The 25,389-nt window shown below is 43.5% G+C and carries 27 protein-coding genes; 16 read left to right on the forward strand and 11 right to left on the reverse strand.

Annotated elements, in window-relative coordinates; genetic code table 11:
• The first annotated feature begins 35 nt into the window (after positions 1-35).
• The 8 genes from SCB77_RS18140 to SCB77_RS18175 all read left to right on the forward strand — a co-directional run bounded on the left by SCB77_RS18140 (position 36) and on the right by SCB77_RS18175 (position 7,357).
• Positions 36-1,700, forward strand: coding sequence for a tetratricopeptide repeat-containing sensor histidine kinase (locus tag SCB77_RS18140; RefSeq protein WP_320183410.1), 1,665 nt, complete (start codon positions 36-38; stop codon positions 1,698-1,700).
• Between the two features lie 14 nt (positions 1,701-1,714).
• Positions 1,715-2,380, forward strand: coding sequence for a response regulator (locus SCB77_RS18145; protein WP_320183411.1), 666 nt, complete (start codon positions 1,715-1,717; stop codon positions 2,378-2,380).
• 279 nt (positions 2,381-2,659) lie between these two features.
• Positions 2,660-4,774, forward strand: coding sequence for a phospholipase D-like domain-containing protein (locus SCB77_RS18150; protein WP_320183412.1), 2,115 nt, complete (start codon positions 2,660-2,662; stop codon positions 4,772-4,774).
• Positions 4,775-4,785: 11 nt separating this feature from the next.
• Positions 4,786-5,757: a hypothetical protein gene (locus tag SCB77_RS18155; protein ID WP_320183413.1), complete on the forward strand. Its 972-nt coding sequence runs from the start codon at positions 4,786-4,788 to the stop codon at positions 5,755-5,757.
• An 84-nt stretch (positions 5,758-5,841) separates the two neighbouring features.
• A complete protein-coding gene (locus SCB77_RS18160; RefSeq protein ID WP_320183414.1) occupies positions 5,842-6,306 on the forward strand; it encodes a thermonuclease family protein in 465 nt (154 codons plus the stop codon).
• A gap of 58 nt (positions 6,307-6,364) precedes the next feature.
• On the forward strand, positions 6,365-6,601 hold the full coding sequence (locus SCB77_RS18165) for a hypothetical protein (protein WP_320183415.1): 237 nt from the start codon (positions 6,365-6,367) through the stop codon (positions 6,599-6,601).
• Between the two features lie 36 nt (positions 6,602-6,637).
• Complete coding sequence (locus tag SCB77_RS18170) at positions 6,638-7,084, forward strand: hypothetical protein (RefSeq protein ID WP_320183416.1); 447 nt, start codon at positions 6,638-6,640, stop codon at positions 7,082-7,084.
• 63 nt (positions 7,085-7,147) lie between these two features.
• A complete protein-coding gene (locus SCB77_RS18175; RefSeq protein WP_320183417.1) occupies positions 7,148-7,357 on the forward strand; it encodes a hypothetical protein in 210 nt (69 codons plus the stop codon).
• Between the two features lie 137 nt (positions 7,358-7,494).
• Here SCB77_RS18175 and SCB77_RS18180 read toward each other — a convergent pair whose 3' ends face one another.
• The 3 genes from SCB77_RS18180 to SCB77_RS18190 form a co-directional block, all read right to left on the reverse strand.
• Positions 7,495-7,689, reverse strand: a complete 195-nt coding sequence (locus tag SCB77_RS18180) for a hypothetical protein (RefSeq protein WP_320183418.1) — start codon at positions 7,687-7,689, stop codon at positions 7,495-7,497.
• Between the two features lie 129 nt (positions 7,690-7,818).
• Complete coding sequence (locus SCB77_RS18185) at positions 7,819-8,481, reverse strand: hypothetical protein (protein ID WP_320183419.1); 663 nt, start codon at positions 8,479-8,481, stop codon at positions 7,819-7,821.
• A gap of 683 nt (positions 8,482-9,164) precedes the next feature.
• The gene (locus SCB77_RS18190; RefSeq protein ID WP_320183420.1) at positions 9,165-9,449 is read right to left on the reverse strand and encodes a hypothetical protein; all 285 of its coding nucleotides are present in this window, start codon (positions 9,447-9,449) and stop codon (positions 9,165-9,167) included.
• Between the two features lie 138 nt (positions 9,450-9,587).
• Between SCB77_RS18190 and SCB77_RS18195 the strand changes: the two genes are divergently transcribed.
• Positions 9,588-10,034, forward strand: coding sequence for a hypothetical protein (locus SCB77_RS18195; protein ID WP_320183421.1), 447 nt, complete (start codon positions 9,588-9,590; stop codon positions 10,032-10,034).
• A gap of 123 nt (positions 10,035-10,157) precedes the next feature.
• Positions 10,158-10,883, forward strand: a complete 726-nt coding sequence (locus SCB77_RS18200; RefSeq protein WP_320183422.1) for a nitroreductase family protein — start codon at positions 10,158-10,160, stop codon at positions 10,881-10,883.
• 756 nt (positions 10,884-11,639) lie between these two features.
• Here SCB77_RS18200 and SCB77_RS18205 read toward each other — a convergent pair.
• Positions 11,640-12,035: an ORF6N domain-containing protein gene (locus SCB77_RS18205; RefSeq protein WP_320183423.1), complete on the reverse strand. Its 396-nt coding sequence runs from the start codon at positions 12,033-12,035 to the stop codon at positions 11,640-11,642.
• Positions 12,036-12,285: 250 nt separating this feature from the next.
• Between SCB77_RS18205 and SCB77_RS18210 the strand changes: the two genes are divergently transcribed.
• From SCB77_RS18210 to SCB77_RS18225, 4 genes are all read left to right on the forward strand, one after another.
• Positions 12,286-13,059, forward strand: coding sequence for an SDR family NAD(P)-dependent oxidoreductase (locus tag SCB77_RS18210; protein ID WP_320183424.1), 774 nt, complete (start codon positions 12,286-12,288; stop codon positions 13,057-13,059).
• A gap of 65 nt (positions 13,060-13,124) precedes the next feature.
• Positions 13,125-14,045, forward strand: a complete 921-nt coding sequence (locus SCB77_RS18215; protein ID WP_320183425.1) for a helix-turn-helix domain-containing protein — start codon at positions 13,125-13,127, stop codon at positions 14,043-14,045.
• Between the two features lie 446 nt (positions 14,046-14,491).
• A complete protein-coding gene (locus SCB77_RS18220; protein WP_320183426.1) occupies positions 14,492-14,701 on the forward strand; it encodes a hypothetical protein in 210 nt (69 codons plus the stop codon).
• A gap of 265 nt (positions 14,702-14,966) precedes the next feature.
• On the forward strand, positions 14,967-15,512 hold the full coding sequence (locus SCB77_RS18225) for an STM3941 family protein (RefSeq protein ID WP_320183427.1): 546 nt from the start codon (positions 14,967-14,969) through the stop codon (positions 15,510-15,512).
• A 137-nt stretch (positions 15,513-15,649) separates the two neighbouring features.
• Here SCB77_RS18225 and SCB77_RS18230 read toward each other — a convergent pair whose 3' ends face one another.
• The 6 genes from SCB77_RS18230 to SCB77_RS18255 all read right to left on the reverse strand — a co-directional run bounded on the left by SCB77_RS18230 (position 15,650) and on the right by SCB77_RS18255 (position 20,548).
• A complete protein-coding gene (locus SCB77_RS18230; protein WP_320183428.1) occupies positions 15,650-16,144 on the reverse strand; it encodes a hypothetical protein in 495 nt (164 codons plus the stop codon).
• Between the two features lie 200 nt (positions 16,145-16,344).
• Entirely contained in the window at positions 16,345-16,761 is a 417-nt protein-coding gene (locus tag SCB77_RS18235) for a hypothetical protein (RefSeq protein ID WP_320183429.1), read from the reverse strand.
• Between the two features lie 250 nt (positions 16,762-17,011).
• Entirely contained in the window at positions 17,012-17,530 is a 519-nt protein-coding gene (locus SCB77_RS18240) for a hypothetical protein (protein WP_320183430.1), read from the reverse strand.
• 45 nt (positions 17,531-17,575) lie between these two features.
• A complete protein-coding gene (locus SCB77_RS18245) occupies positions 17,576-17,986 on the reverse strand; it encodes a DUF6896 domain-containing protein (protein ID WP_320183431.1) in 411 nt (136 codons plus the stop codon).
• A 548-nt stretch (positions 17,987-18,534) separates the two neighbouring features.
• Entirely contained in the window at positions 18,535-19,599 is a 1,065-nt protein-coding gene (locus tag SCB77_RS18250) for a ParB/Srx family N-terminal domain-containing protein (RefSeq protein ID WP_320183432.1), read from the reverse strand.
• A 391-nt stretch (positions 19,600-19,990) separates the two neighbouring features.
• Positions 19,991-20,548: a hypothetical protein gene (locus SCB77_RS18255; protein ID WP_320183433.1), complete on the reverse strand. Its 558-nt coding sequence runs from the start codon at positions 20,546-20,548 to the stop codon at positions 19,991-19,993.
• Between the two features lie 630 nt (positions 20,549-21,178).
• Here SCB77_RS18255 and SCB77_RS18260 point away from each other — a divergent pair.
• Positions 21,179-23,431, forward strand: a complete 2,253-nt coding sequence (locus SCB77_RS18260) for an AAA family ATPase (RefSeq protein ID WP_320183434.1) — start codon at positions 21,179-21,181, stop codon at positions 23,429-23,431.
• A 2-nt stretch (positions 23,432-23,433) separates the two neighbouring features.
• A complete protein-coding gene (locus SCB77_RS18265) occupies positions 23,434-24,927 on the forward strand; it encodes a 5-methylcytosine restriction system specificity protein McrC (RefSeq protein ID WP_320183435.1) in 1,494 nt (497 codons plus the stop codon).
• On the opposite strand, the gene SCB77_RS18270 is transcribed toward SCB77_RS18265, so the two are convergent.
• Positions 24,924-25,388 (reverse strand): hypothetical protein, encoded by a 465-nt coding sequence (locus SCB77_RS18270; RefSeq protein ID WP_320183436.1) that lies wholly within the window; start codon positions 25,386-25,388, stop codon positions 24,924-24,926. The two genes, SCB77_RS18265 and SCB77_RS18270, sit on opposite strands and share 4 nt — an antisense overlap.
• Position 25,389 lies beyond the last annotated feature (1 nt).

Below are 25,389 nucleotides of genomic sequence, written 5' to 3' on the forward strand. Positions count from 1 at the left end.
TCGTGTTTCTATTATTTTTGAAGAAAAAAACCAACTTGAAACCATATTTATACTATTTCTTTGTTTTTATCCTTGTTTCTTGCTCAAAGAAGGAAGTGCCAAAAGTTCTTTCATCTCAGGATGCTTTCTCTGACATGGCCTACGAATTTCATGCGAAGGACATGCATGATAGTGCTTTCTTTTATTTCAGCAAAGCCAAAGATGTATTTATTGAATCGAATGATAGTATAAATGTTGCCAATTGTTATATCGCTATGGCTATTATCGGGAAAGACCTTGGTGATTATTTTGGCTCGCAGGAATTATCGCTTAAAGCATTAGATTATTTAGATGAAAGCAATGAGAAACACCATCCCTATTTAGGCTCAAACTATAATGCTCTTGCCAACGCTACATATAATTTGAAAGATTATGGAAGAGCCATAGATTTTTATGAAAAGGCTTTAGCTTTCTCTCCAGATACGACAATCGGTGTAGCTATCGAAAACAATTTAGCGGTAACCTACCAATATTTGCATCGCTATAAAGAAGCATTCGAGGTATATCGTCGCTTACTGCAACAAACTAGAAATAATCCGAAGGAATATGCGCGCGTCACTTCAAATTTTGCGAAGGCACAATGGCAAAAGGATAGTACTTTTAATGCGGTTCCCGATTTTTTAACAGCGCTACATATCCGTCAGCGCCTAGGCGATCGTCTGGGGCAGAACGCCAGTTTTGCTCATCTTGCAGATTATTATGCTAACAATCAAGCAGACTCTGCTTTGTACTACGCTCGGCAACAATATGATATTGTTAAAACATTGCATAATCCAGATGACCAGATTAAAGCGTTGTATAGGTTGGTTGTACTTAGTCCGACGGAAGAATCAAAGCGCTATTTTGAGAGATACACATATCTCACTGACAGCATCCAACAAGCTCGCGCTGCCGCTAAAAACCAATTCGCCTTGATCCGCTATGAAGTTGAAAAAAACAAGGCCGACAATCTACGCCTGCAAAAGGACAATGCCGAGAAAACCAATCGTCTTATTGGTCTTTCCATCGTTTTCCTGTTTCTTAGTATCGGCGGTGTTCTGTGGTATAAAAAGCGAAAACAACGGCTAGAGCTGGAGGCCCAGAACCGGGTTAAAGAAACGCAGCTTCATCTGTCCAAGAAAATCCACGATGTAGTGGCTAATGGCCTTTACCGCGTCATGACCGAGTTTGAATATAAAGAGGATATTGATCGGGAGGGGATGCTCGATAAGCTGGATTATATGTACAACCAGTCTCGCGATATTTCCCACGATGTGGAGCAGCAGACCATCACCAAGATAGCCTATCATGAAGAAATAGCAGCCCTACTCAAGTCTTTTGCGCATGATAACCGACGCATACTAATCGTGGGCAATGATGGCGAGCAATGGGAAGCTGTGGGTAAGCGAGCCAAAGAGGAGATCAAGCACGTGTTGCAAGAACTTATGGTCAATATGCGCAAGCATAGTCAGGCGGATCAAGTGCTGATACGTTTTGAAAGAGTGGACGGACAGCTGCATATCTATTACAATGATAACGGTCAGGGCTTGCCTGCGAAAAAAACTAGTGGAAAAGGTTTGTCTAATACGGTTTCCCGTATAGAAAGCCTTGGTGGCAACATTACTTTTGTCAGTGAACCGGGAGAAGGGCTACGCGTAACGGCCAGTATCCCATTACTCTAAAAGATAACTAATGTATGTTTAAAAAAGTACTCATTGCCGAAGATCATGATACCGAAAATATTGCGGTACAGATCACCCTTCGCGATCTCGGGGTCGAAAATCCGAAATATGTCTACTATTGCGATCACGCCTTCAATTGGATCAAGAATGCCATTCGCGATGGCGAACCGTATGATCTATTGATTACCGATATTGAATTTGAGGCTGACGGCAACGTACAGGAGATCTCTGATGGGCTAGCGTTGATTAAGGCTGTGAAAGAAATACAGCCCGAGATCAAGACGATTGTCTTTACTGGAAAGGATAGGTCTACCACCATCAATGAGATGTTTAAAGCCGGTTTGCTCGACGGACATGTTGTCAAAGCACGTCGTGGTGGCCAACACCTGCGGGAGGCTATCCAGGCTGCCTTTCAAAATAGATTGTATCAGTCTCCGGATATTCAGAAGATCGTGCAGGAGCGAAATTCGCATGAGTTCACCCAGTTTGATATGCACATTATTAAGCTGTTGTATGAAGGCATTTCGCAAAAGGAGATGCCCGAGTATCTGCGGCAACGCGAAATCCGGCCCTCCAGCCTAAGCAGCATCGAGAAGCGATTAAATCTTATGAAGGATGTCTTCGGCTTCACCAAAAATGAGCAACTCGTTGCGCACTGCAAAGAGTTGAAGCTTATTTAAGGTAATTGAATAATTCCTTACGGTTTACCGTAAAATATCCTGCTTAACCTTGTTTATTTTTGAACTATAGCAACGGTAAGGATTAACCTCAGATATTAGTGTTCATTATTAACCTAACGTTGTAAAACGGAGAGGCTGTCAAAAAAGATGACAGCCTTTTTTTTGTTGATAGACAGCTTGTTGTATCGATATTAAGTTTTTTGACTTTACGGTTTCCCGTAAAAATAGCATGTCTGCAACGACTAGTTTTGTCCTAGTAATTAACCGAAATATTGGAATATGGATACGACAAATTTAGTTCAAGATACCCTCTCCGACAGCAGAAGCATCTTTGAGCGGATTCGATTGGAACTGTTGCAGGCCAAGCAGGAAATATTGGTGGCCATGGCTTGGTTTACTGATGATGATCTTTTTGCGATACTGGAAGATCGACTCCGGCAGAATGTGAAAATCTCCCTTATTATCTCTGAGCAGGTGGATAATGAGAAGCTGGATTTTAATGCGCTACGGAGAAAAGGCGCCGAGGTCATCAAAGTAAAAAATGTGGGCTGGGGGATGATGAATCAAAAGTTTTGCGTGATCGATCGTAAGATTGCCATCACAGGTTCCTACAACTGGACGATTAATGCCAAAAACAATAATCACGAAACGGTAGTGGTAACCAATTTCCCCAAGACGGTTGAAGAGCTCGTACATACATTTTTAGGGATTAAAGATAGAGCGGAAAGGCTTCTTAACGGAGAAACGCTCGAAGATATCTCAACACCAGATCATGAAGCATTGTTAGCTACCAAAGAAACTACCTCCATAGTTATGCAAACACCAATCAGACAAACAACGACAAGTTTTTATGAACAATCCCTGAAAGCGTATAGCGATGTATTGGATCACATTATCGCCTCAGAGGTGGGTTCATTTGATAAAGAGCTGCTAAAAGCTAGTGGATTTAATTGGGCGATGGAGAATAATGGCGATCATCAAATTCTGCCGCAGGCCATGGATAGTCTTTACTCCAATTTTATCAATGAAATTGAAGTTGTCGAGGAAAAGAAAAATAGACTATTGGCACAAATCGAGGAACAGCGTAAAATTAGTGTGGCCAGTGTCGAGCTGAAGACAGCAAATGAGATCAGTAATCTGAAGGAAAACGGACTGCTAGAGGCCGCCCATGCTGATGAGGAGATCCTGCAATTGTCGGCAGAGATAGCTGATAGACAGCATGAACTTCAATCTAATCGGGAAACCAAAATTCCATTCTTTAACGATAAAATTGCATTGCTCCAGGATAAGATAAAGACTCTGCAGCTCGCCTTTGTGATGCCACCCGTTAATTGGCCGGCAACAGCGGTTTTGGGCTTTATGACTTTGCTCTTGGTCTTGTATATATTTGTGTTTTACTCGTCAGTGGCCTATATCTTTATTTTCTCCAAAGAAGATATCAAAACCATGCTTTTATCAGGGGCACCCATTATCGAGGCACCCGAGGTTTTCAATCCGCATGCCATTTCCAAGATATGGGATAAAGGTTCTGGCGGTATTCTTTTTTTGTTTTTGTTCGTGGCAATTCCATTGGCGTTGGGTATGTATAAGGTGTTCTTTAAGGGAACAGCGCAGAATGTCGATCGCAAAGAGGACGAAAAGCAAAATACCACGATTGGTCAATTTTTCATACGTAATTTAGGAATCATCCTCATTATTGTTGTTGATATTTTCATTGCCTACAAGGTTGCGGTCAATATCAATGCTATCGAACTTATTACCGGCGATACGGATAAAGAAATGGATATTCTAGATCTCTTGGGCAACAGTAACTTCTGGTTGGTTTTTGCACTTGGCGCATTGGGCGTTTATTTGTTTAGTGTCTTTTTTGAGAAGTTCTTCATCTTGTTAGACAGTCGCACGACTACACATCATCAAGAAAAAGTGAAGTATGAGGTAAGCACGTTCGAGAAGGCTATCGAGGAACATCTCCATACCATCAACGAGTTAAAGCTGCTGTGTGATGCCACCGAGTCAGCTATTGTTAAGTTGACGGAAAGCAAAGAAGAACGCATCCGCCAGCGGCAACAAGCACCAATCAACCGGAACGACAAGATCAACGGTTTCCAACAGCAGCTTTTATCTTATAAAGAGCGTATCGGCAATATTGGCTCAATGTACCGGAGCCAAATTGAAAACGATAAGCTACCCATTTCGAAAGCCGAGCTGGAGAATCGAGTCAATATCTACATGGAAGGATGGAGTAAATTTCTATATCAGGACTATGCTATTTTACGTGCAGAAACAAAAACCCGGGAAGCTATTCATGCCTGTGAAAGCTGGCTGAGCCAGCGAAGTGTCGCCGCAGACTTGCAAGGCTCTATTTCCGAAAATCTGATATCGCTACAAAATTAACCTACACAAATATGAAAACAAGATTTAACTTAATTCCAGTGCTGTTGGCAACGTTCATTCTCTATACAGCCTGCGGAGGTACAGAGCCACCGCGGTCGCCAATACCAACTACCACGATTAAGGATTTCAATGTGCTTTTCGTTCCCGATCTGTCCAATCGCATCAATGCCGATCTTTACCCAAAGCCGGTGCATGATACGGTACTCCTCAATCACGCCTTGGGCCAAATCCGGCATTTCTGTTCGTTGAACAACAGAAAGACAGGCCAACAGGATATCTACAAGCTCGATTTTATCAATAAAGGCGTGTTGAGCCGGCAAGCGGTGCGCCCCAATGAAATGGAAATAAACCTACGCAAGTTCGGAAACGACATGATCAAAAGAGCGAATTACTTTAGGCATAGCCTACAGCCTGATACGAAGAAATTCAAGGCAAATGTAGAATCATTGTATGACTATGCTGCGGTGCATCCGTCTGGTGCCGATGTATGGAATTACTTTAACGAAACCATACGTGGATCGTTGCTTGACGTGCCGGAAGCTGTGGTTTTGCAAACGAAGAACAACATCGTCGTCAAGGCTAATAAAAATGTTGCTGTACTCTTGACTGATGGTTACATAGAGAGTGCGAATAAGGGGCAGGGATACTTGGTCAATGGCGAGACCATCGATAAAATCCGCAAAGACTACAACAGCAGCGGTTCCCATGACCTGAAGCAGTTCGTCTATGCTCATAAAGACTATGCAATTAATAAAACTACCCAGTCTTTATCCGGACTCAACGTATTGGTGTGCGAGGTGGTCGACCGTTCGTTGGATAAAAATGGGGCTGCACGTGTGCAACCTACAGATTTTCAAATTATGGAACTGCTGTGGACCAAATGGTTAACCGATTCCGGATGTGATCAGGTGAAGGTACAGCAGGCGGTCAAAACACCAGAAGAGTTTGGTGCAAGCCTAGAGACATTTTTAAGTAGCCTATAGTTCGCGAACCTTATGAAAATCTGTTTTTATTTTTTCATCCTCTGCTGCTTTTTTACAAGCTGTGTATCTGCGGATGAAAGCAGCATGCGATGGCCTGCGGAGCGCGAGCCGGAACAAACAACAAGTGTTGCTGGTGGGATATGTAAGGTAACCAAAGTGATCGATGGAGATACCTTTTGGGTTGCCGATGGTAGCGAAAAATATAAGGTACGTTTTATCGGTATCGATGCCCCCGAGACACGCAATTCCCGATGGAAGCAAAAAGGCAAATTAGCTGCTGAAGCCAAAGCTTTTGTCAAGAATCTAACGGAAGGTAAATCCGTAAGACTGGAATTGGACGTGCAGCATAAAGATCGATACCAGCGTGTTTTGGCATATGTGTATCTCGCCGACGGAACATTCCTTAATGCGGAGTTGTTGAAAGCAGGATATGCGGTGGTCGATACTTACCCGCCCAATGTGAAGTATGTGGAGTTATTTACAGAACTACAAACCGAAGCACGAAAACAGGAAGTAGGCTTATGGGCAGATAGGGAGGTAGCTTACTAATGCCCCGAACGACGGTTTCCCGTAAAACACTATCCTTTCACCTATTTAACTTTATCACATGATGAAAATTACTACAGCACTTCTATTTATTTTATTGAACAATGATTGTTCAACGATTCCGGCCGCCATAGGCGCCAAAGAGGAGACGGTATATGTATGCGGCAGTGGAAATGGTAAACGATACCATTTAAAAGAGCATTGCCGCGGGCTAAACAACTGCAGCGCCAAAGCCGTGAAAACTACGATCGAAAAAGCGAAGAAAGAGGGGAAAACGCTTTGTGGCTGGGAAAAGTAAAATGATTATTAACGACTAATTTTTTATCAGTAAACTATGAAACAACTATTATTTATTTCGCTGATCGCGCTATTTTCTACGCTAAGTTGCGCGAAGAGCGACAGCATGGAGGAAGACGTTTACAGCTATGAGGTGTCTTGTGAACATTGCGATATCAGCTACTTGGATGATACGAGGTTCACGATGTCTGTTAAAGGGCACCGTGGTTCTTGGAAAAAAGAATTTAAAAACGCATTCTTTTTGGAATTGGAAATAACGGTACGCTCGCTGAACGCTACTTCGTCCAACATGACCGTACATATCCTGAAGAATGGAAAGCAGGTAGCGTCACAATCGGGCAATCAAGTTGCTACGGCCTATCATGTTGTTCATGACTCAGGTTCTACGAAACCAAGTTCTACTGTTTGCGGCGCGCCAACGCAAAAAGGTGGTGCGTGTCAGCGAAAGGTGAGCGGTGGGGGCAGATGTTGGCAGCATAAATAGCAACAATATCCGATGAGTAAAAATTAAGACATGTTATAAAACAATTTAAAAAAGGAAACCTTTATGAAAGATTATTATCTAAACAACAACCAACAGAACAATGGCGATTATGAAGTGCATGCATTAGGCTGCACGTATTTTCCGAAACAGAATTACGTCTATCTAGGTCAGTTTTTGTCCTGTCAGGCAGCGGTCTTACAAGCAAAGCAAGAATATCCGTATCGGAAAATCAACGGCTGTTATTATTGCAGCAATCCCTGTCATACCAGTTAGTTTGGTATGCATGCCGCTAGAAAAGCAAAGTATGATGGAAATGCCTACTTTGCATAGTGATATGGTGACGAGCGGGTAGCGGTAATCTTATAGTTTACCGCTATCCCAATACGCACTCCCCACTGCGCAATTCTAAATCACATCTTCCTATCACGCAGGGCTTCTGCAATGTCGTGCAGCGCGGCATTTTTCTCGCGCAACACGGCGTTGTACTCGCGTTTTACGCTAAGGTATCGATTCAGTAATGTCGAAATTATCCAGTAGATTACGAATCCTGCTAGGGCAATAATTACGATGTAGAAAAAGTAAATTATTAGGATGGTTTTTTCCATAATATTGGTTTTTTTGTTTAAGTCACCTAAATATACCTTTTTTTTAGAACTTAAGTACGTTATTATAGAAATGTACTTAAGTTTTCTTACACTAAATACTGCTTATTGCCAGCGAGCTGCGGATATCTGCTAATGGCATACAGGCACCTGTATCAGGTCTACACCGCCGGCATAGACGTTAAACACCGCTCGGCTTTGCCACACGATAACTTTACATCCATTTCCCGTCGTGTTTTCGCTGGAGGCAGTAGGGTTTAGTAGGTCGAGCCTTGTACGCAAGATGGAGCCTATCGGTATCTCGCCTTCAGCCTTGAGGTACTTTATGTTGATGTCCAATACCAGTTTGTCATCAAAGAGATGGCCATCCCAACTGATCTCCTTGTCGGTAGTAATGATCTTGGCGTCAATTTCGCCGTTTGCTTTAATCAGGGTCGAAGCATCGGGAAATATGCTTTGCCAAGACATCCCTTCCTGTCTGCCGGGAATGCCAAAGGAAAATCCTTCGTCCGTCGTGAAGTCCACCACCAACGCAACGGTGGAGCTATCGCCCTTTATTTTATCAATGTTGAACGATCCCGTTCCTTCTACCGAAGGAAGCGGATCATAGCCGCCCAGGTATAGTGTAGACTTCGTCTTGCCCACATAGGCCTGTTGCTTCATCCTACTGTTAAAGCCTTCATCTTTCGCCGGCTCATCAGTTTGGCCTTTGCTGCAGCCTGCAAGCAGCAACAGGAACCAACAGCCCAACATCGATGCGCCAGTGCATATTCTCCAGTTATCTTTTCTTTTCATAGCCCTTTATTTTACAGGTGTAGCCATCGCGCAGCGCGTTGTGAAACAACGTTCCGGCTCCTGTTTTATAAAGTTCCATAAAATTAGGGGGCATGCCAATCCACGAAAACAAGTATTTTCGATGTGCTTTCGTAGGTAGTGAAATAGTGACAAGGTGATGAAGTGACAAGGTGATAGCGGCAATCTTAATACTTACCGCCGTCCTTGTCTACATACTCTGTACTCACTACTACATACTCTTTTGTCCCTAAGCCCGGGACGGGGGCGATACTTTTGTAGGGCAAAAGTATCCAAAACCCTGTCGCGAATTTTTGTTGCATCCTTATGGGTAGTGCCGAGGCAAATGTCTACAGACGCAACAAAAATAAGGCGACCTTGCTGTTAATATTTGGCAGGTGCGGTAATGGTATAGTTTGCGAATTTAGTGACGAGGTGATATGGTGACATAGTTACGAAGATAACAGCGATAACTTTAGGATTTACCGCTACCTTAATTAAATACGCACTACACAATACTCAATACTATTTCACAGCGATCGAAAAGCTGTCCTTACAGAATTCCGTTTAACGGAGCTTTTCAGTCTCCTTCCCTGTGCTGGAGAGCAAAGGAAATGTTTTGGGGAATCGAGGGGAGGACAAAGCCTAGAAATCATGTCTTAATCGCATCCAAAGCGATTAAGACGTTATTTCAGCTTTGCAAAACATTTCGCTTTGTGCGGGGTGGGGCTGTGCGACAAAGCACCTGAAGGAGACGAAGGGTTTTGATCACTTTTGCCCTTCAAAAGTGATGCCCTGCCGTGGCGAACGGCGGAAGGGTTTGAGGGGGGAGGTTCCGAATAGATAGCTCGTGTTAGCGAAGAACGTTGATCAATTTGCCCTTCAAAAGTGATGCCCTGCCGCGGCGAGCGGCGGAAGGGTTTGAGGGGGATGGTGGTTAGGTTACCAACAGATAGCGGTAATCTTATCATTCACCGCTACCCTTATCGCACTACGCAATACTCACTACGCAATACTCACTACGCAATACCATTTTTTATCAACATCTTTCCGTGTTTCTGTATATTCGCAAGTACAGATAATTTACTAATGCAATAAAATAAAAAACCATGACTAGCCAGCACCTCGATTCTTTAAAAGAACTTCTAAATTTAGATGACGCCAGCGTCCATGGTCAATTTGGTATCTATGTGAACGAGGATGACCGAAGGGATGAATATTACTACATTGGCGCCAATAAGGAAGGGTTGCGCTTATTCGCATATCAATTGCTCTGCGCCGCTGTCGATCAGGAATGCCATGAGCGGGAAGAAGATGCCTCTATACCCATCATTGGACTTTATCCCGAAAAGAACCCTTGGGTAAGGAAGGATTCGGAAATTATCTTGGAAAATATTCAATCAAATCTACCCGATCTATCTGATGTTGTTGATAAGCCTGCTGGAAAACGATACCTAGACAATGCCCTTGGTTTAATGCTAGTGGGGGCTATTCTGCTAACTCTCGTGGTGGGTGTATATACTATTTTTGCGTATTTAGTTGATTTACTCTGGTGATGACTTATGCTTTCGCTCTTGCTTCGAAATATCGGAGGCGCAGCGGATAGCTCTTAAATGCTTAGTTTTGTTACACGTAGCGATTGTAATAACATGTAATCCTTACCATCTATATAATATGCCATGGATTTAAAAGACGTTTTAAACTTTCGACGTTCGGTTCGCGTCTACGAAGCGGCTGCTATAGCCCCTCTTGTCGTCAAGCGATGTATTGAATTGGCCACCTTGGCGCCAAATAGTTCCAATATGCAGCTCTGGGAGGCATATCATATTACTAGCCCTCATCTTATACAGCAAATGGCCAAGGCCTGTTTGGGGCAAAGCAGCGTATCCACCGCGTCGCAGCTTGTGGTATTCGTCACGCGGCAAGACCTGCATCGTCGTCGTGCCAAGGCCAATATAGCTTTCGAAAAGGAGAACATTCGACGCAACAGTCCGGTAGAGCGGCAAGAAAAGCGTATAAACGATCGCCTGCTCTATTATGGCAAACTGATGCCTTTTCTCTACGGGCGGTTTTTCGGTATTCTGGGGCTCATTCGCAAAGTAGGTGTAAGCGTCGTCGGTCTCTTTCGTCCTATTGTCTACCAAGTTTCCGAAAACGATATACGCATTGTGGTGCATAAAAGCTGTGCTTTGGCCGCGCAGACCTTTATGACGGCCATGGCCAATGAGCGCTATGACACCTGCCCCTTGGAAGGTTTTGATAGCAAGCGCGTCAAGAAGCTGCTGCAGTTGCCCTATGGCGCAGAGATCAATATGGTGGTGTCCTGCGGCATCCGTAAAGGTGATGAAGGTATTTGGGGCGATCGCTTTCGTGTTCCCTTCGAGGAGGTGTATCATTCTTTGTAAAGTAGGTGTGTTGTCCTTAAGCATCTGGGAGGGAGACTATACATCGTAAGGTTCGTGATGAGGTGACATAGTGATGAAGTGACGAGATGATAATGTTACAAGGTTATGAGGTGACGAGCTGATTGCGGTAATCTTCGTAATTACCGCAATCCTTATCTTATCTACATACTCTGTACTCACTACTACATACTCTTTTGTCCCTAAGCCCGGGACGGGGGCGATACTTTTGTGGGGCAAAAGTACCCAAAACCCTGTCGCGAATTTTTGTTGCATCCTTATGGGGTAGTGCATAGGCAAATATGTACAGACGCAACAAAAATAATGCGACCTTGCTGTTAATATTTGGCAGGAGCGATAATTGTAAAGTTTGAGACTTTATGGTGAAGAGGTGATACAGTGACAAAGTGATGCCGTGACGAGCTGTTGAGCTGATAGCGGTAATCTTATGATTCACCGCTACCCTTATAGCACCACGCAATACCAGTAGTGACACGGTGACTAGGTTACAATGTGACAATTGTTAGCGATCGATAACCGATATTACAAGGTAACTGTTTAACGGAGCTTTTCAGTCTCCTTCCCTGTGCTGGGGAACAAAGGAAATGTTTTGGGGAATCGAGGGGAGGACAAAGCCTAGAAATCATGTCTTAATCGCATCCAAAGCGATTAAGATGTTATTTCAGCTTTGCAAAACATTTGGCTTTGTGCGGGGCGGACCTGTGCGACAAAGCACCTGAAGGAGACGAAGGGTTTTGATCACTTTTGCCCTTCAAAAGTGATGCCCTGCCGTGGCGAGCGGCGGAACGGTTTGATGCTGATGGCGAGCTTGCTTTTCAGTACGGAGGATAGCATGGCTACCCCTTGCTCGGTAAAGGCAAACGGTAGCGCCCCTCCAAAAAGCTTTTTGTCAGGTATCACAGATTGTGATACCAACTGTTCCACGTCCTCCGTGTGGAGAACAAACATAAAATCTTCCGGAAACCGCTCTATATTCCTTCTCACCGCCTGCTTCAGCACTCTCGTTTCCACGCCATACAATTCTGCAAGGTCACGGTCCAGCATCACCTTTTGTCCCCTAAATTCGTAAATCTTGCTTTGCAGCAAGTCGTCCGTAAGTGTGGCTATTGCCGTTTGCTTTACCTTGTCTTTCATCGTTCCCCGTTTATAATAAGCATCTTGTGTTGTTCAGTTTCTCTAAATTAAACTTTTTAGTGCAGTTTCTCGCTAGCTGATAGTTAAATATGGTTCGAGTTTATTATCGATCCATTTTTCTACTGTCTATCGCTTAAGGGACCGTTGCAGCTAGCACCCTCAATTTGGCTACAAGCAAACGGAGTTTGGCTACATGTAGGGCAGGAATAAGCCGCAATTTTGATCTATCGAAAATTTAAAAAACAAACGTATGCAAACAAATGAACAACAAGTTGCCCTTGTGTCGGGCGGCAATACAGGAGTAGGTTTTCAGATCGCCAAGGCACTGGCCGATGCCGGTTATGTGGTCTATGTAGGTTCGCGGAATCTAGCCAAGGGCGAGGCCGCTGTCGCGGAGATAGGCGGCGCAGCAAAAGCTGTGCAGCTCGATATTACCGATAACGCTTCCATGCAGCAGGTGCTGCGCCGCATCGAGGCCGACTACGGATACCTCACCCTGCTGGTGAATAATGCCGCCGTTTCGCACGCAGGCACACCCGGCCGCAGCATGGAGGAGGTGTTGGGCGCGCAACGCGCCAGCATCGCACCGCTAGACCAGATGCGGACGGTGTGGGACACCAACGTATTCGGCACACTCGCCCTAACGCAGGCGGCCTTGCCCTTGCTGCGCAAGGCTGTGGCGGCGCGTATCGTCACCGTGTCTAGCGCGCTGGGCTCCCTGTCCCTCAATGCCAATCCGCAAAACCCCTACCGCTCCGCGTTCGATGCGGTATATGGCGCCTCGAAAACAGCCCTCAACGGCGTTTTTCTGTCTTTGGCCAACGAGCTGGAAGATAGCAGCATCAAGGTTCATTTGGTTAGCCCCGGCTTTACGGCCACGGCGCTCAACAATTTTCAGGGCACCGATACCGTCGAGGAAGGCTCGCGCGAGCCCATACGCGTAGCCTTGGCTACCGATCTGCCTACCGGAAGCTTCACCGGCCCCGCACATACCGCCGGCCCCGGGCACGAGCTCCCTTGGTAGTAGTTACCTTTTGAAATACCTGCGGAACACCTTGTCCGCAGGTATTTTTTACCTAATTTTAAGTAATGAAAAATAAAGACGAGAAACTCGTTCGGTTTATATCCATCTCCGAAAGCCACCAGGCCTTTGGCCTGCCCAAGCCGCAGCATCCGCTCATCAGCTTGGTGCATTTCGATGATAGCAACCCATTCAACACCGATATGGCACCCATTTATGATGTGCTCAACTTCTACAAGATTACCTTTATCACCCAAAATCGGGGCCGACTAAAATATGGGCGCGACTATTACGATTTTAATGAGGGTAGTATGCTGTTTCTTGCGCCCCATCAGCTGGTGGGCAGCACAGATTATAACAGTAAAACACATGCCTACATCCTGCTTATCCATCCCGATTTTTTGATGGGCCATCCCTTGGCGCAAAAGATCAAGCAGTATGGTTATTTCGCCTATTCGGTCAATGAGGCGCTGCATCTTTCCGATCAAGAGCGTGATATTATCCAGTCGGTCTACAACATTATGGAGCGCGAGCTCAACAGCCGCGTAGACGAGTTTAGCCAAGAGGTCATCATTGCCCAAATTGATCTGCTGCTCAGCTACGTCAACCGCTTCTACAAGCGCCAGTTTATCACCCGCAAGGCGGTAAACAATGATGTGTTGGAAAAAATAGCATCCATTTTGGATCACTATTTCGATAGTGGGCAGTCGCTTCGTGCCGGCGTTCCCACGGTGCAGTTCTTGGCCGAGCAGCTGCATATATCTCCGGGCTATCTCAGTGATATGCTGCGCTCGCTCATCGGGCAAAATGCCCGGCAATATATACATCTCAAGCTGGTGGAAAAAGCAAAGGAAAAGCTTTCCTCCAGCACGCTGTCCGTCAGCGAAATTGCCTATGCCTTGGGCTTCGAGCACGCGCAGAGTTTTAGCAAGCTGTTTAAGCAGAAAACGAAGGCCACGCCACTGGAGTTTCGCGAGCGGTATAATTAAAAACGGGAAATTAGTTTTGAGCGCACTACGCAATACTCACTGCGCTGTACTATAGTGATGAGCAGATATCGGTAATCTTTGGATTTATCGCTACCCTTATCCCACTACGCAATACCCACTACGCTGTACTATAGTGATGAGCAGATATCGGTAATCTTCGGATTTATCGCTACCCTTATCGCACTACCCACTACGCAGTACTATAAATAGCGATTGATCACCGATATTACATGGTAGCCGCTTAACGGAGCTTTTCAGTCTCCTTCCCTGTGCTGGGGAGCAAAGGAAATGTTTTGGGGAATGGGGGAGGACAAAGCCTAGAAATCATGTCTTCATCGCATCCAAAGCGATGAAGACGTTATTTCAGCTTTGCAAAACATTTTGCTTTGTGCGGGGCGGACCTGTGCGACAAAGCACCTGAAGGAGACGAAGGGTTTTGATCACTTTTGCCCTTCAAAAGTGATGCCTTGCCGCGGCGAGCGGCGGAAGGGTTTGAGAGGATGGTGACTAGGTTGCGAATAGATAGCCTGTGTCAGGGAAGAACGTTGATCAATTTGCCCTTCAAAAGTGATGCCCTGCCACGGCGAGCGGCGGAAGGGATTAAGGGAGGGGGATCTCCCGAAGGAACAAGCAACCAACTCGCTCTAGCGGATTGACTGCACTAGGCAAAACCCACTACGCAATACCAATAAATACCTCTTGACTGATCTCGATAAAATGCTTATTTTGCATCTAAACCTTTACTAATTAACCGATGACTCATCCATCTCACCACGTCGAACGAAGCCCGCCAGGTCATGCAGCTGCGTCCTGTAGGTCTCTAGCTGCTGTCCACATGCATAAACAGATCTCCTGCAATACCCATTTTAATCAAGATTCCAAGCTAGGACAATAGGCTAATAAAATTTTATCGATAAGATTATGGAATATGTTTTTTTTAATTTGAAGCGGAAAATAGTTCTTTCCTTTGGAAGCCTAATTTTTATAACCCTCGGTGCATGGATGATGCTAAAGCCTTCTTCTTTCCATTCCAGCGTCGTGCACAGTAATTTTTTTATCTTTTTGGTAGGAGCTATGAGTTTTCTCTTCTTCTTTTGCACGTATGTATTGATGTCGTATAAATTCCTTTTTAAAAAAACAGCTTTAATCATTACAGACGAAGGCTTCTACGATTTCTCCAACCTTGCCAGTGCCGGATTTATAGACTGGGGGCAAGTGAAAAGCATTGGGCAGCGGCAAGATCAGTCGATGACGATGATATCGATCCAACTGCATGCACCTTCCGATTTTATAGAAGCAACCCGTGATCCCATTGCCAAATTTTTTATGCGCTTAAATTACAAGGGCTCGGGCACGCCCGTACTTTTACCCATGGTGGCGCTGCATATCTATGTAGATGATTTGGAAAGCTTGCTGGCCAAGAGATTTGAGGCGTACAAGGAGCGCACAGCAAGATTGAGATCCTGAACGAGATATTGCCGCCGTACGTTTGTAAATAACCCGCTCAAGAGATTTCTTTCCCCGATCGATACCTCATGCCTACTTTCCACAAATCGTACAGCGCGGTCCGTTAAAGGTTGGGCTGTGCGGCATGCAGGGTAGTATTAATTCTTGATCAGGCAATCTCCACCCAAACCTTTTATATAAATGCGCTGTGCATATCCTTTTGCTTTAAAATTTCTCAGATATACATCATTATCACGATGTGTGTCAAAATAGCCGCAAACACTTTCAAAACTCACCTTTTCCGTCGGAACAATGATGCACATCGAATAATAATATTTCCAAAACTTGACTATCAAATCCGGCCCTCCCAATTGAAAATTATAGTTGAATAGATAAATAAACCTAACTTCATCGATATATATGATGATATAGAGGTTCTCCTCATTAAATATCTGTAATAGCTCTTTCTCTATTTCGTCCAGTTCTTTATCTTCGGTCAAGTCTTCTAACCGATGAAAGAAGAAAAACATTTGTTGACCATACCGAAACTCGCTGTCCCAAAAGTTCTTAAAATCTATGATACCATCCGATGTGTGCAGATTGATATTGTCATACACGGTAACATCATTTACATCTTTAGGTTTCAGTTTCATATTTTGTCTTTTAAGCGTTTAATTAATATATGGATCCAAGCAACTATAAAATAGTTGTTTTGCCCTCTGAGCAGAACTTTCCGCTGTTCCAAAAAGGTAGTATCAGCCTGCAGATGTTTATATCGGAAGATCCGGACAAGTTATCAAAGAATGAGCTAATATAAGCCATTCATCACAGGCGGAACAGAATTTATATAATCTCATATATCCTGATTCGGAAACATCTGTCTAGCTCTAGCGAGCTCGAGTTCTTTCAACGCATACTCGACGTTCGCATAATTTTCTCTAAACATAGACTCTATGTCAACTAAGTGATCCCGTAAGAAGTGAAAAAGATCTTTTTCACGCGTCGAGATATTCAGCAAGGCTTCTTTATTGATGATTGCTTTGACCAAGACAAGATCAAACCATTCGTAGCTTTGCTGTGCATTTCGTACATCGATACTTTCAAAGGATTTAGATTTCGTCAACCTAAATTGTATTGGTCCTTTTCCAAACACCTCACAGATATCACCAAAGAACGGGGAGGATTGCCTGTCGATCAGGCTGTAGCCATATGTTTCTAAATAATTCTTCATCATCATGATATGTTGTATGAAGCCCAGTAGTATCAGCATGGGCATGTCATTGTGACGCTGCTAATAATCTTGCTAGATCTGATAAAATTGGATCAAAAATAACCCTAAAATCCAACGAAGATTTTTCTCGCTCTTTCTGTTAAAATTAAACATTTTAGAATCTATTTTGTTAAAATTGTGTTGTTTAGGTTACTGGTTTGGTCGTCTCCGTGTTATAATGATGCATGGTTCGCCGCTCAATATAATATTACCTGTTCGTGGTCTGTCGTCGTTCCTTTGCTCGCAAGCTTTAATAAGGCATATAATGCTGTCCGATGTACTTTAGTTGCCCATTTGTCTTCGCGCGATACAAATAGTAAATTGGTTCATAAATCATTCCGTAGGCGGTTTCCTGAGCGGCTAATGTTATTTGTTTAGTCACGTTTGATTTTTTAAGATAGTCGACCTGTTGAACCACCAGCAGAGGATATCCATTCAAGTAGGCCAAACCCATTTCATGATCTTTGTAGCCGGCAAGATGCAATAGCACATATTTGCTCGATATTGTCGAAAAATAAAAGCAAATAGAGTCTTTACGACCGTCGATCAAGAGCAATGAAATTTCCTTCTTGTGGTTGATATCGAAGTATGAGCGCCCTACTAATGCAGGAATGACCGCCTCGACCTCAGGTCTTAAATATAGCTCCTCAAAGGTAATGCTCGTATCTTGAACTGCGCTCTCCTTTGGTTTTTCTGCCTGACCCGAACAGGAGAAGTTGAAAAAAGCGCAAAAAAGAATGAAAGATAAATTAAATAACAGAAGTTTCATCTTATATAACGTTGCTTAGCATTGAATTTTAAACTCAAGTAAATGCTATTTTAATGTTGGACTCGCATTTTCTACCTGAAAGATCTGGAAGATCACACCTCCTATATCTAATAAATGAAGTTTTTTTTCAAAAACTAATTTCTTGAGTTCTACATCCAGCTCTGGAAGCTCCATCTTCAAATGCTGCCAACGCTCATTTGTATTTATAAACTCGGAAAATTTCCATACCGAGAATTTAATCGGGAATTCGTTTTGTGGCAGAAAATCAAACTCGCATACAATATTATCTTTTTCTAGTCGACATCCAGCTCCATGAAAGTGGTAGAAATAGTCACCAATTTTTCCTGATTTATCTTTTACATTATAAAAATTTTTTCCTGTGTGTTCCAATAGACTAACCCTGAAATTCTCAATGAATGCTAGATAGTCAACTAATATCAATTCTATATCTTTCATGTAAATAGTCCTTTCTGTATATCTTTCAAATTGTCTCCCTAAAGTCTACTAGCATCATTTTTATCGTTGATCACCCGGCGGCTTACCTGTACTGTCTGCTTGATTAATTAATGCAGCTGCTTCTGGGCTCGTTGGTACTTTGATAAATTCCTGTTCTAAAGAAATACAGGGTGATGTAAAGGAGTATAGAACGACTAAAAGAAACAGAAGGTTAATCATGATGACAGAAGGTTAATTTTGTTTTTTTTTGCTGCTTTCAACGTGTTTTCTTGAAAAGATATCTTGAAGCCAAACAGCTTCTTAGTTCACGAGATTACAACGATCATATCAAATATACGAGAGTTTTAATAATGATATAAGGGGTATGTGAACAAAATGAGGGGGTGTTTTAGTCAGTAATATAAGAATATTATGTTCTCATCCCTTCTTTTGCACACCATTTCGATTGCAATAGCTACAAAACTTTAAATGGGGAGAGAGGCGCTACGATTATTTCAATAAGCTGGCTTCTTGGGTTACTTTGGTGGGCACAAAGGCGAGGACAATCGCTATGGGCGCTCTAATTCCCGAATTAGGAGGTCAGCCGTGCTGCGAATCGAATCGGCTAGTTGCTGCGCTTGGTTACGCGGATATCGGCCTCCACGCGATTCTCTAATCAGGGACTGCACGCTATCATCAATCTGCTGCAGTTTGCGGCGCAAAGCAAACTTAGTTTCCATAGCCACTGCGAAGGCTTCCTGTAAGTTGCCGGTTTCGCGAAGCCTGTCTAAAGATTGTTCGTCGCGTAGTATAGTATTAAGCGTGTCCAGATCGCGATCAACGTTATTGATCAGGGGCGGGGTGTTATTCCACCTATTACCAAAGAGCCAATACATGAGCTCTAATGCATGATCTAGGTTCAGTTTATCCAATCTTTTGCGGCTCTTCCAGCCGATGTGTTTCATCAAGCTTGGACGGCAGCAGGCTTTAATAAGGGTAGGATAGTGCAGCTTCTCGCTCTTTGTCGTCCATCGCGTCCATCTGCCGGCTTCTTCTAGTGCAAGGATAATACGCATCGGTACCATAAAAAAACCGAGCGCATCGTCCTTCATGCCTACATGTTTGCTTAGCAGGGCAGTAGAAATGGGTACTTTGTCTTCCACATAAGCGATGTAGGCGCTTTCATTTAGCAATGGCCATGCTGTGCGGGCGTGCATGTGCCTGCTTAAGCGTGCTTTCCATAGGGCTTCATCATCTTCTTGCAGTTCTATTACCGGTATCCGTGTTTGCTTCGCAATCAGGTCGTGGGTGGCATAGCGGTAGATTTCCTTCGGAAGGTAGTATTCGTAAGTTGCGGTATCATGCAAAATCTTTAACACGGCCAAGCGTCGGTTTCCGTCAATCACCTTCCATTGCTCGCCCTGTGGCACCACAATCAAGGGCTCGGTAGCCAAAATGCCATTGCAGAAAATACTTCGTATCAAACCAGCTAGGGGGTAGGCACTATTTAGTATTCGGATCAGGTTCCGCTCGCTGTGTTCGGGCTGCTCCTGCATGATTCTGGGGTTGTTGGAGTCAAAACATAGCTTGTCTACATCGACCAGCTTAATCTGTGGTAATTGCTTGTCTCTCATCGTAATTTGTTATAATTGTACGATAAAGGTAGCGATTTTTACGTCAAAAACAATTGGAATATTGCGGTTTAAAGAAAATGTTTACCGTTAGAATTTTGCCCTCAACGTTCGGCCTCTTTGAGTTAGCAATACCCGTTTTTTCTAGTTTCGTCTCTGTCGCAAATTTTCGTTACATCTCCGTGGGGTAGTGCAGCGGCAAGCGGCAGAATGATTTTTAGCAAGGCAGATACTGCCACAACCAGAGGTAAACCAAATATCCGTTCGTCATATCATGAACGGTGGCCTCTTGTTCGAAGCTGCGAGCTTTTTCTATCTTAGGGGCCGATACTAATAATCAGCGAAGTGCTGATGATGTTTGGGATGTTTAATATTGTAATAGGTTAACCTAAGCCTATTTGATAGTAAATTCGTGAAAATCTGTTATTACCTTATTGATCTCCGCTTCCGTTGGATGGATCAGCATTTCCCATTTTTTATTAATTTTTCCGTCGATATTCCAAATGTAATGCACTCTGGAAGGAAAGCTGTGTTTACCGCGAGTTCTAACTCTGAAAACATAATTTACGGCAAACGCATCCCAATAGGCATTGGAGATAGCATAGTTTATTTGCCCCTCTTCAAAATGCATTACTATTTCATATCCATTTAAAATGGCTGTATACGTTTCGAAAATGTTATACTCATACCATCCTAGATCAACGCGCGACCTAAATTTTAATCTCAGCATCCTATTTTCGTCCTTCTCCAAAACTTTGAATTTTGACTTCGGAAAATACCATAGTGTATGTTCATACAACTCGGCTGCGTTCATTTTCGGATAGTGTCTAACGATAGATGAATCTTTTGTGTTATTTGCATCAACAAAACCATCTTTCGTCAGTGCAAATTGTGATTTGGCCACGAACGACACAAAACATAGAAGGAAGGTTAAAAACAGCGGTCTAGGCATAACGTAATTTTAACGCAAAAATAGATAAAGTTTTATTTTTTGATAATATGCTACGACAAATATTTTTCTAGGTATGTGGCGTTAAGCGCTATTGAACATGGGCTCAATATCTTCAAGTAGGCGGACTTATTTAGGATGATATTCTGTAGAAACATCGGAGTTTCTGATTTTTCTACAGAACCTACAAATTATTACAATCTCAACGTGAGAATAACTTTAGGCTACCGCTTTAGGTAAATATCACGCTCAATAATTTTTTTTGCCTGTTGATCCATATTTTCAACCAAAAAAAATCTTAAACATCACCAAGAAAATGTTTTTGGTTTTTTTTATTCTGAAACTATCCGAACTCTTTAAGAAATCAACCAGTCATATTTTATCTATTTTTTGGTGACACACCCGGACATTGACAAATGTCAGTTTTGTATTTCAACTAATTTTGTTTTGTTTAAGAATATTATTCCTATATTTATCGACAGATAGAAAAACCTATTGTTAACGTATCATTTGCGATGCTGTATTAAGAATGGTTAGGCCATCATTTTTGTTGGGATTGTATATGTATTTCCTGCAGAGTGGAAGCCTGCTAAGCAATCAAATCTTTCTACGGTTTGCAGCTTAAATCAATTTATGACTAGTGAATTAAAAAATCGAGTAGAGCAGGCCTACCACAATGAGCGCTGTATTTCCATTATTCAGTCTGAGGAATTTTACTTTCAAAAGGCAAAAGAAGCGCTAGATGCATTTTTGGCCTTTAATTTAAGCGAAGACCAAAGCGCCGACCTACTCGAAAACAGAAAAAACTACGACCTGATCAAAGCTAAATTTGAACAGGATCCGGCCTTCATAGAATTCGGCACAATCCTTTTCACATTGATCAGTTACTGCGATGCAAATGCTTACAGAAAGCAAGAGCTTAATGCTTATCCAGATAAGCGCGTGTTGGCTTTAGCCTTTGTACGGATGAATAATTGGATAGAGCAACTTTTGGGCTTAAAGTTTGGCATATCACTACCAGATGGTTCTATCAATAATGCGGTGCGATATCTTCAAGATCCGATTGAGAATTTCACGATGCTAAGTGATAATCACCGAAATCTATTAGCGGAGAATCTACTTAAGAAGCCCTACAATAAAGTGACTATCACGCAAAATGTCATCGATTTTTTTGCGGAACTTGAGTTGTCAGTACGGAATGCCAAAAACTACACACATTTGATTAGCCGAATCTGTTACTTGCTTCCTGACGAGTGGAAAGAAAATCTGATCGGGTTGTTGGGTGCTGATGGTACCGGTTGGCAAGTAGATATTGCGCGAGCTCAAAGCGATCAAAATTATGTAACGTTGTGGAACCATCGTCGTGCAAATGGTACGGAAAAAACCTACAAGCTTTTACGTGCGCGTCTTGAGGAATATGGTAGCTTCAAGATCTTTTATTCTTCGGAGAATAAAGTGCGCTATATTGCTGAAATTGTAGATTTTGTCAGTAATCAGGCGGAGTTAGACAGAGCCGAATGGCCAAGTAAATATGGAGATATTCATTGGTACCGACGTCAGTTTCATGAATACCAAGATGACAAAAAGAAAGCTAGTGTGATCTATCTAGCGAAGAAATTTTATGCCGTTGAACCCATTCCCGCTAGCCATTTTAAGTTTCAAGCGAAATACGGTTATCCTAGTGTAGGCAGTCAAGCTCCCGTGGTGTCATTTATCGACAATGAGGAATTCAAAAACATGCAACAGATGAATAATACGATAGAATTACTGAAATACAAAAAACAAATCATTCTCCAAGGGCCTCCCGGCACGGGGAAAACACGCGAGGCAAAAAGTATCACGAATGAGCTTTTGGCTTTTAGCGGGCAACAGACCTTGCATAAGCCGCAACATATAGATAAGCGGCTTTTGCTCGAGAAGATTAAACAAGGCACAACGTTTAAAAGCGTGTCCAATTACAGCGACTACGAAGTAACGAAGGTAAATGATACGAGTTTTACGGTGAAAACCCACAAAACGGGTAAGGAGTATCCGGCAACTTTTACCAATATTATTGCCTATTATGAAGACCAACGATATGCCAAAGCTGGGGTTATAAGGTTGGGAAACGATTCCTATGAGGCTGCTTTGGCAAAATACATACACAACGAGCTCGAATACACAACTATAGCCGAGACGCTGGAAAACACGTCGCGACTTAAAATTTTGCAGTTCCACCCGAGCTACACCTATGAAGATTTCGTTCGTGGTATCACCACCGAAACGGTTGATCAACAGCTCAGCTATCGCGCCGTCGACAGAACCTTGGTAGATATGGCCAATAGCGCGGCGCTCGATCCTACACGCAACTACGTTTTGATCCTCGACGAGATAAACCGCGCCAACCTATCTGCTGTGTTGGGCGAGCTTATCTATGCACTGGAATATCGCGGGCAGGAAGTCGATTCTATGTATGAGGTCAATGGTTCAACGAAGATATCGATACCGGAAAACCTCTATATCATCGGCACCATGAATACGGCCGATCGCAGTGTAGGGCATATCGATTATGCCATTAGGCGCCGTTTTGCCTTTATTGACGTTCCGCCGCAGGCGCTGCAGGAGGACGACAAGATCTGGTTTAACGAATCGGCCTACAATGCCGTGCGACAGCTTTTTCAGGATAAAAATGTCAGTCCAGAATTTGAGGCCAAGGATGTGCAGCTGGGGCATAGCTACTTTCTTGTGCCGAAGGAAAAGGCTCCCGATGCCGCGACACGCGACAAGCTGTTCCGCATGAAACTAGATTACGAGGTCAAGCCTATCCTGCGCGAATATGTGCGCGATGGTGTATTGATAGGAGAAGTCAATAGCTTGGGAGTCAGTATGTATATCGAAAAACTGTAGCCATGGGGTTTATCCTGAGCGAACATAAACAGGGGCAAATACGGCTTGATAATAGCATAGCGAGCGATTACTTCGATCAAACAAAAGGAGAGTTGACCTTGCTAGCCGCAAGTTTTGCGACTTACAATGGCCTGCGTGCTAAGGAATTCCGTAAAGGGCAATACTGTTATGGCGTTCATCATGAGCAGGAGGGGAGGCAGATCACCGTTAGCCCGGGCTATTTTATCGGTGTGGATTGGCTGTTGGAAGGAAAACGCTATATACAGGTCGAGCCTAAAGTCAATAGTAAAATGGCCGGCTATTTTTCGGATCAGTTGGCTGTGGAGGAGGAAAACGGTACTACGGCCGCCGATATCGAAAGTCGCGCTAAGAGCGAGATAGCCAACGGACTGGTGCAGCATGTAGAGATCAATTACCTCAAGATGCTGCTCGATGCCATGGCAGATAGCACGGTAGCCAAAGAATGCATTGATCTGGTGCAGATCGATTGGGATGCGCAACGTGTGCTTATCCCTCAAGAACAAGATCAGCTGACGCCCTTTCTGGTAGTGCAGTTTTTGCAGCTGCTCAAGCAGATTGTGCAAAAAGGATTAAAAAAATCATACTACAAGGTCGAAGAAAATCTAAACAGTCGCGTAAAGGGAAAGATCTTGGTAGGGCAACAGATCAAACAAAATGTGCTAAAAAATAGGTTCACCAAAACCTATTGCTCCTATCAGGTTTTTGGCGAGGATAGTACAGAAAATCGATTCCTGAAAAAGGTGCTACGTTTTTGCAGCAGCTATGTCGAAAACAATGAAACGATATTTAAGGGCAATCAGGCTGCTATTCACCATCTTATCCGTTATGCGCAGCCTGCTTTTGAGCAGGTGGGCACTGATATCGCCGAGCGCGAGCTGCGGCATGTCAAGCACAATCCTTTTTTCAAGGAGTATAAAGAGGCTGTCCGTATCGGCCAATTTATTCTGAAGCAATTTGCTTATAACATTACGGCCACCACGGCAAAGCTGGTGGAAACGCCTCCATTTTGGATCGATATGCCGCGCCTCTTTGAGCTCTATGTTTATCAAAAGCTCTTGCAGGCTAATGGCCACGATACGCAAAAGATCCGGTACCAGTTTTCCACCTACGGCAATGCCTTGGATATCCTGATCAAAGATCGCGATCGTTCGATGATCATTGATGCAAAATACAAGCTGCATTATCAGCATGGGCATGTGCACGAAGATATGAGGCAGGTGGCTGGTTATGCCAGGCTTAAGAAGGTGCGGCAAGAACTTGGCATGTTGGATGCGGACGATAAGCACATCGATTGCCTAATCATTTATCCAGATTTGGAAAGCGGGATTGATTTAGACGCATCGAAAGATCAGGAATTTAAACTGATAGCTGAAGATAGAAAGTGGAGGGATGGCGTTAGCGCTATCAAGCCCTACTATAAAATTTTTAAGTTGGGAGTTTTATTGCCGATCGTCAGGGCGAAGGATAGTTTCTAGATATTGCAAAGGTTAGGTGTGTTCTGCGCATTTGATGACAAGCTATTAACTATTCCCTTTTTTATTGCAGCTAGGGACGGACAGTCATCCGGATCAAAAAAGGTTTGTTCCGGATGGTAGGCACTGGGCAAATATGCAATCATGCGTATGTCCGTATTTTGCAAAGTGTTTCCATGTGCGACATCCGCTACGAAAATAGGGCGCGACGTTAGGCTTTCAAATAACTGCGCGTGCGTAATCTCCATATGGAGATATTTGTTTAATGCATAGGCATCAATTTGATAAATCAACCACCTATTGGTTGTTTCATCTCGATCTACCCAATCGATAATATAAAGGCTGTTGTCTTTGCGGTGCTGAAATAGCGTCATGAGGGAGCCTTCAAAATTGACTACATCGCCAATTCTGATCAAGTCCTCGTAGGACAAGCGTTCGCTATTGATGATTGACAAACTCTCCATT

It is taken from the genome of Sphingobacterium bambusae, assembly GCF_033955345.1.
GTDB lineage: Bacteria > Bacteroidota > Bacteroidia > Sphingobacteriales > Sphingobacteriaceae > Sphingobacterium > Sphingobacterium bambusae.

What these genes read in the sequence shown, in the direction of transcription:
- SCB77_RS18245 (WP_320183431.1), bottom strand. Translation starts at nt 17,986, where the DNA reads ATGAAAGATATAGAATTGATATTAGTTGACTATCTAGCATTCATTGAG.
- SCB77_RS18185 (WP_320183419.1), bottom strand. Translation starts at nt 8,481, where the DNA reads ATGAAAAGAAAAGATAACTGGAGAATATGCACTGGCGCATCGATGTTG.
- SCB77_RS18265 (WP_320183435.1), top strand. Translation starts at nt 23,434, where the DNA reads ATGGGGTTTATCCTGAGCGAACATAAACAGGGGCAAATACGGCTTGAT.
- SCB77_RS18165 (WP_320183415.1), top strand. Translation starts at nt 6,365, where the DNA reads ATGATGAAAATTACTACAGCACTTCTATTTATTTTATTGAACAATGAT.
- SCB77_RS18180 (WP_320183418.1), bottom strand. Translation starts at nt 7,689, where the DNA reads ATGGAAAAAACCATCCTAATAATTTACTTTTTCTACATCGTAATTATT.
- SCB77_RS18190 (WP_320183420.1), bottom strand. Translation starts at nt 9,449, where the DNA reads ATGATAAGATTACCGCTATCTGTTGGTAACCTAACCACCATCCCCCTC.
- SCB77_RS18210 (WP_320183424.1), top strand. Translation starts at nt 12,286, where the DNA reads ATGCAAACAAATGAACAACAAGTTGCCCTTGTGTCGGGCGGCAATACA.
- SCB77_RS18260 (WP_320183434.1), top strand. Translation starts at nt 21,179, where the DNA reads ATGACTAGTGAATTAAAAAATCGAGTAGAGCAGGCCTACCACAATGAG.
- SCB77_RS18235 (WP_320183429.1), bottom strand. Translation starts at nt 16,761, where the DNA reads ATGCTGATACTACTGGGCTTCATACAACATATCATGATGATGAAGAAT.
- SCB77_RS18230 (WP_320183428.1), bottom strand. Translation starts at nt 16,144, where the DNA reads ATGAAACTGAAACCTAAAGATGTAAATGATGTTACCGTGTATGACAAT.
- SCB77_RS18270 (WP_320183436.1), bottom strand. Translation starts at nt 25,388, where the DNA reads ATGGAGAGTTTGTCAATCATCAATAGCGAACGCTTGTCCTACGAGGAC.
- SCB77_RS18205 (WP_320183423.1), bottom strand. Translation starts at nt 12,035, where the DNA reads ATGAAAGACAAGGTAAAGCAAACGGCAATAGCCACACTTACGGACGAC.
- SCB77_RS18175 (WP_320183417.1), top strand. Translation starts at nt 7,148, where the DNA reads ATGAAAGATTATTATCTAAACAACAACCAACAGAACAATGGCGATTAT.
- SCB77_RS18170 (WP_320183416.1), top strand. Translation starts at nt 6,638, where the DNA reads ATGAAACAACTATTATTTATTTCGCTGATCGCGCTATTTTCTACGCTA.
- SCB77_RS18155 (WP_320183413.1), top strand. Translation starts at nt 4,786, where the DNA reads ATGAAAACAAGATTTAACTTAATTCCAGTGCTGTTGGCAACGTTCATT.
- SCB77_RS18255 (WP_320183433.1), bottom strand. Translation starts at nt 20,548, where the DNA reads ATGCCTAGACCGCTGTTTTTAACCTTCCTTCTATGTTTTGTGTCGTTC.
- SCB77_RS18195 (WP_320183421.1), top strand. Translation starts at nt 9,588, where the DNA reads ATGACTAGCCAGCACCTCGATTCTTTAAAAGAACTTCTAAATTTAGAT.
- SCB77_RS18200 (WP_320183422.1), top strand. Translation starts at nt 10,158, where the DNA reads ATGGATTTAAAAGACGTTTTAAACTTTCGACGTTCGGTTCGCGTCTAC.
- SCB77_RS18150 (WP_320183412.1), top strand. Translation starts at nt 2,660, where the DNA reads ATGGATACGACAAATTTAGTTCAAGATACCCTCTCCGACAGCAGAAGC.
- SCB77_RS18250 (WP_320183432.1), bottom strand. Translation starts at nt 19,599, where the DNA reads ATGAGAGACAAGCAATTACCACAGATTAAGCTGGTCGATGTAGACAAG.
- SCB77_RS18215 (WP_320183425.1), top strand. Translation starts at nt 13,125, where the DNA reads ATGAAAAATAAAGACGAGAAACTCGTTCGGTTTATATCCATCTCCGAA.
- SCB77_RS18160 (WP_320183414.1), top strand. Translation starts at nt 5,842, where the DNA reads ATGCGATGGCCTGCGGAGCGCGAGCCGGAACAAACAACAAGTGTTGCT.
- SCB77_RS18240 (WP_320183430.1), bottom strand. Translation starts at nt 17,530, where the DNA reads ATGAAACTTCTGTTATTTAATTTATCTTTCATTCTTTTTTGCGCTTTT.
- SCB77_RS18145 (WP_320183411.1), top strand. Translation starts at nt 1,715, where the DNA reads ATGTTTAAAAAAGTACTCATTGCCGAAGATCATGATACCGAAAATATT.
- SCB77_RS18225 (WP_320183427.1), top strand. Translation starts at nt 14,967, where the DNA reads ATGGAATATGTTTTTTTTAATTTGAAGCGGAAAATAGTTCTTTCCTTT.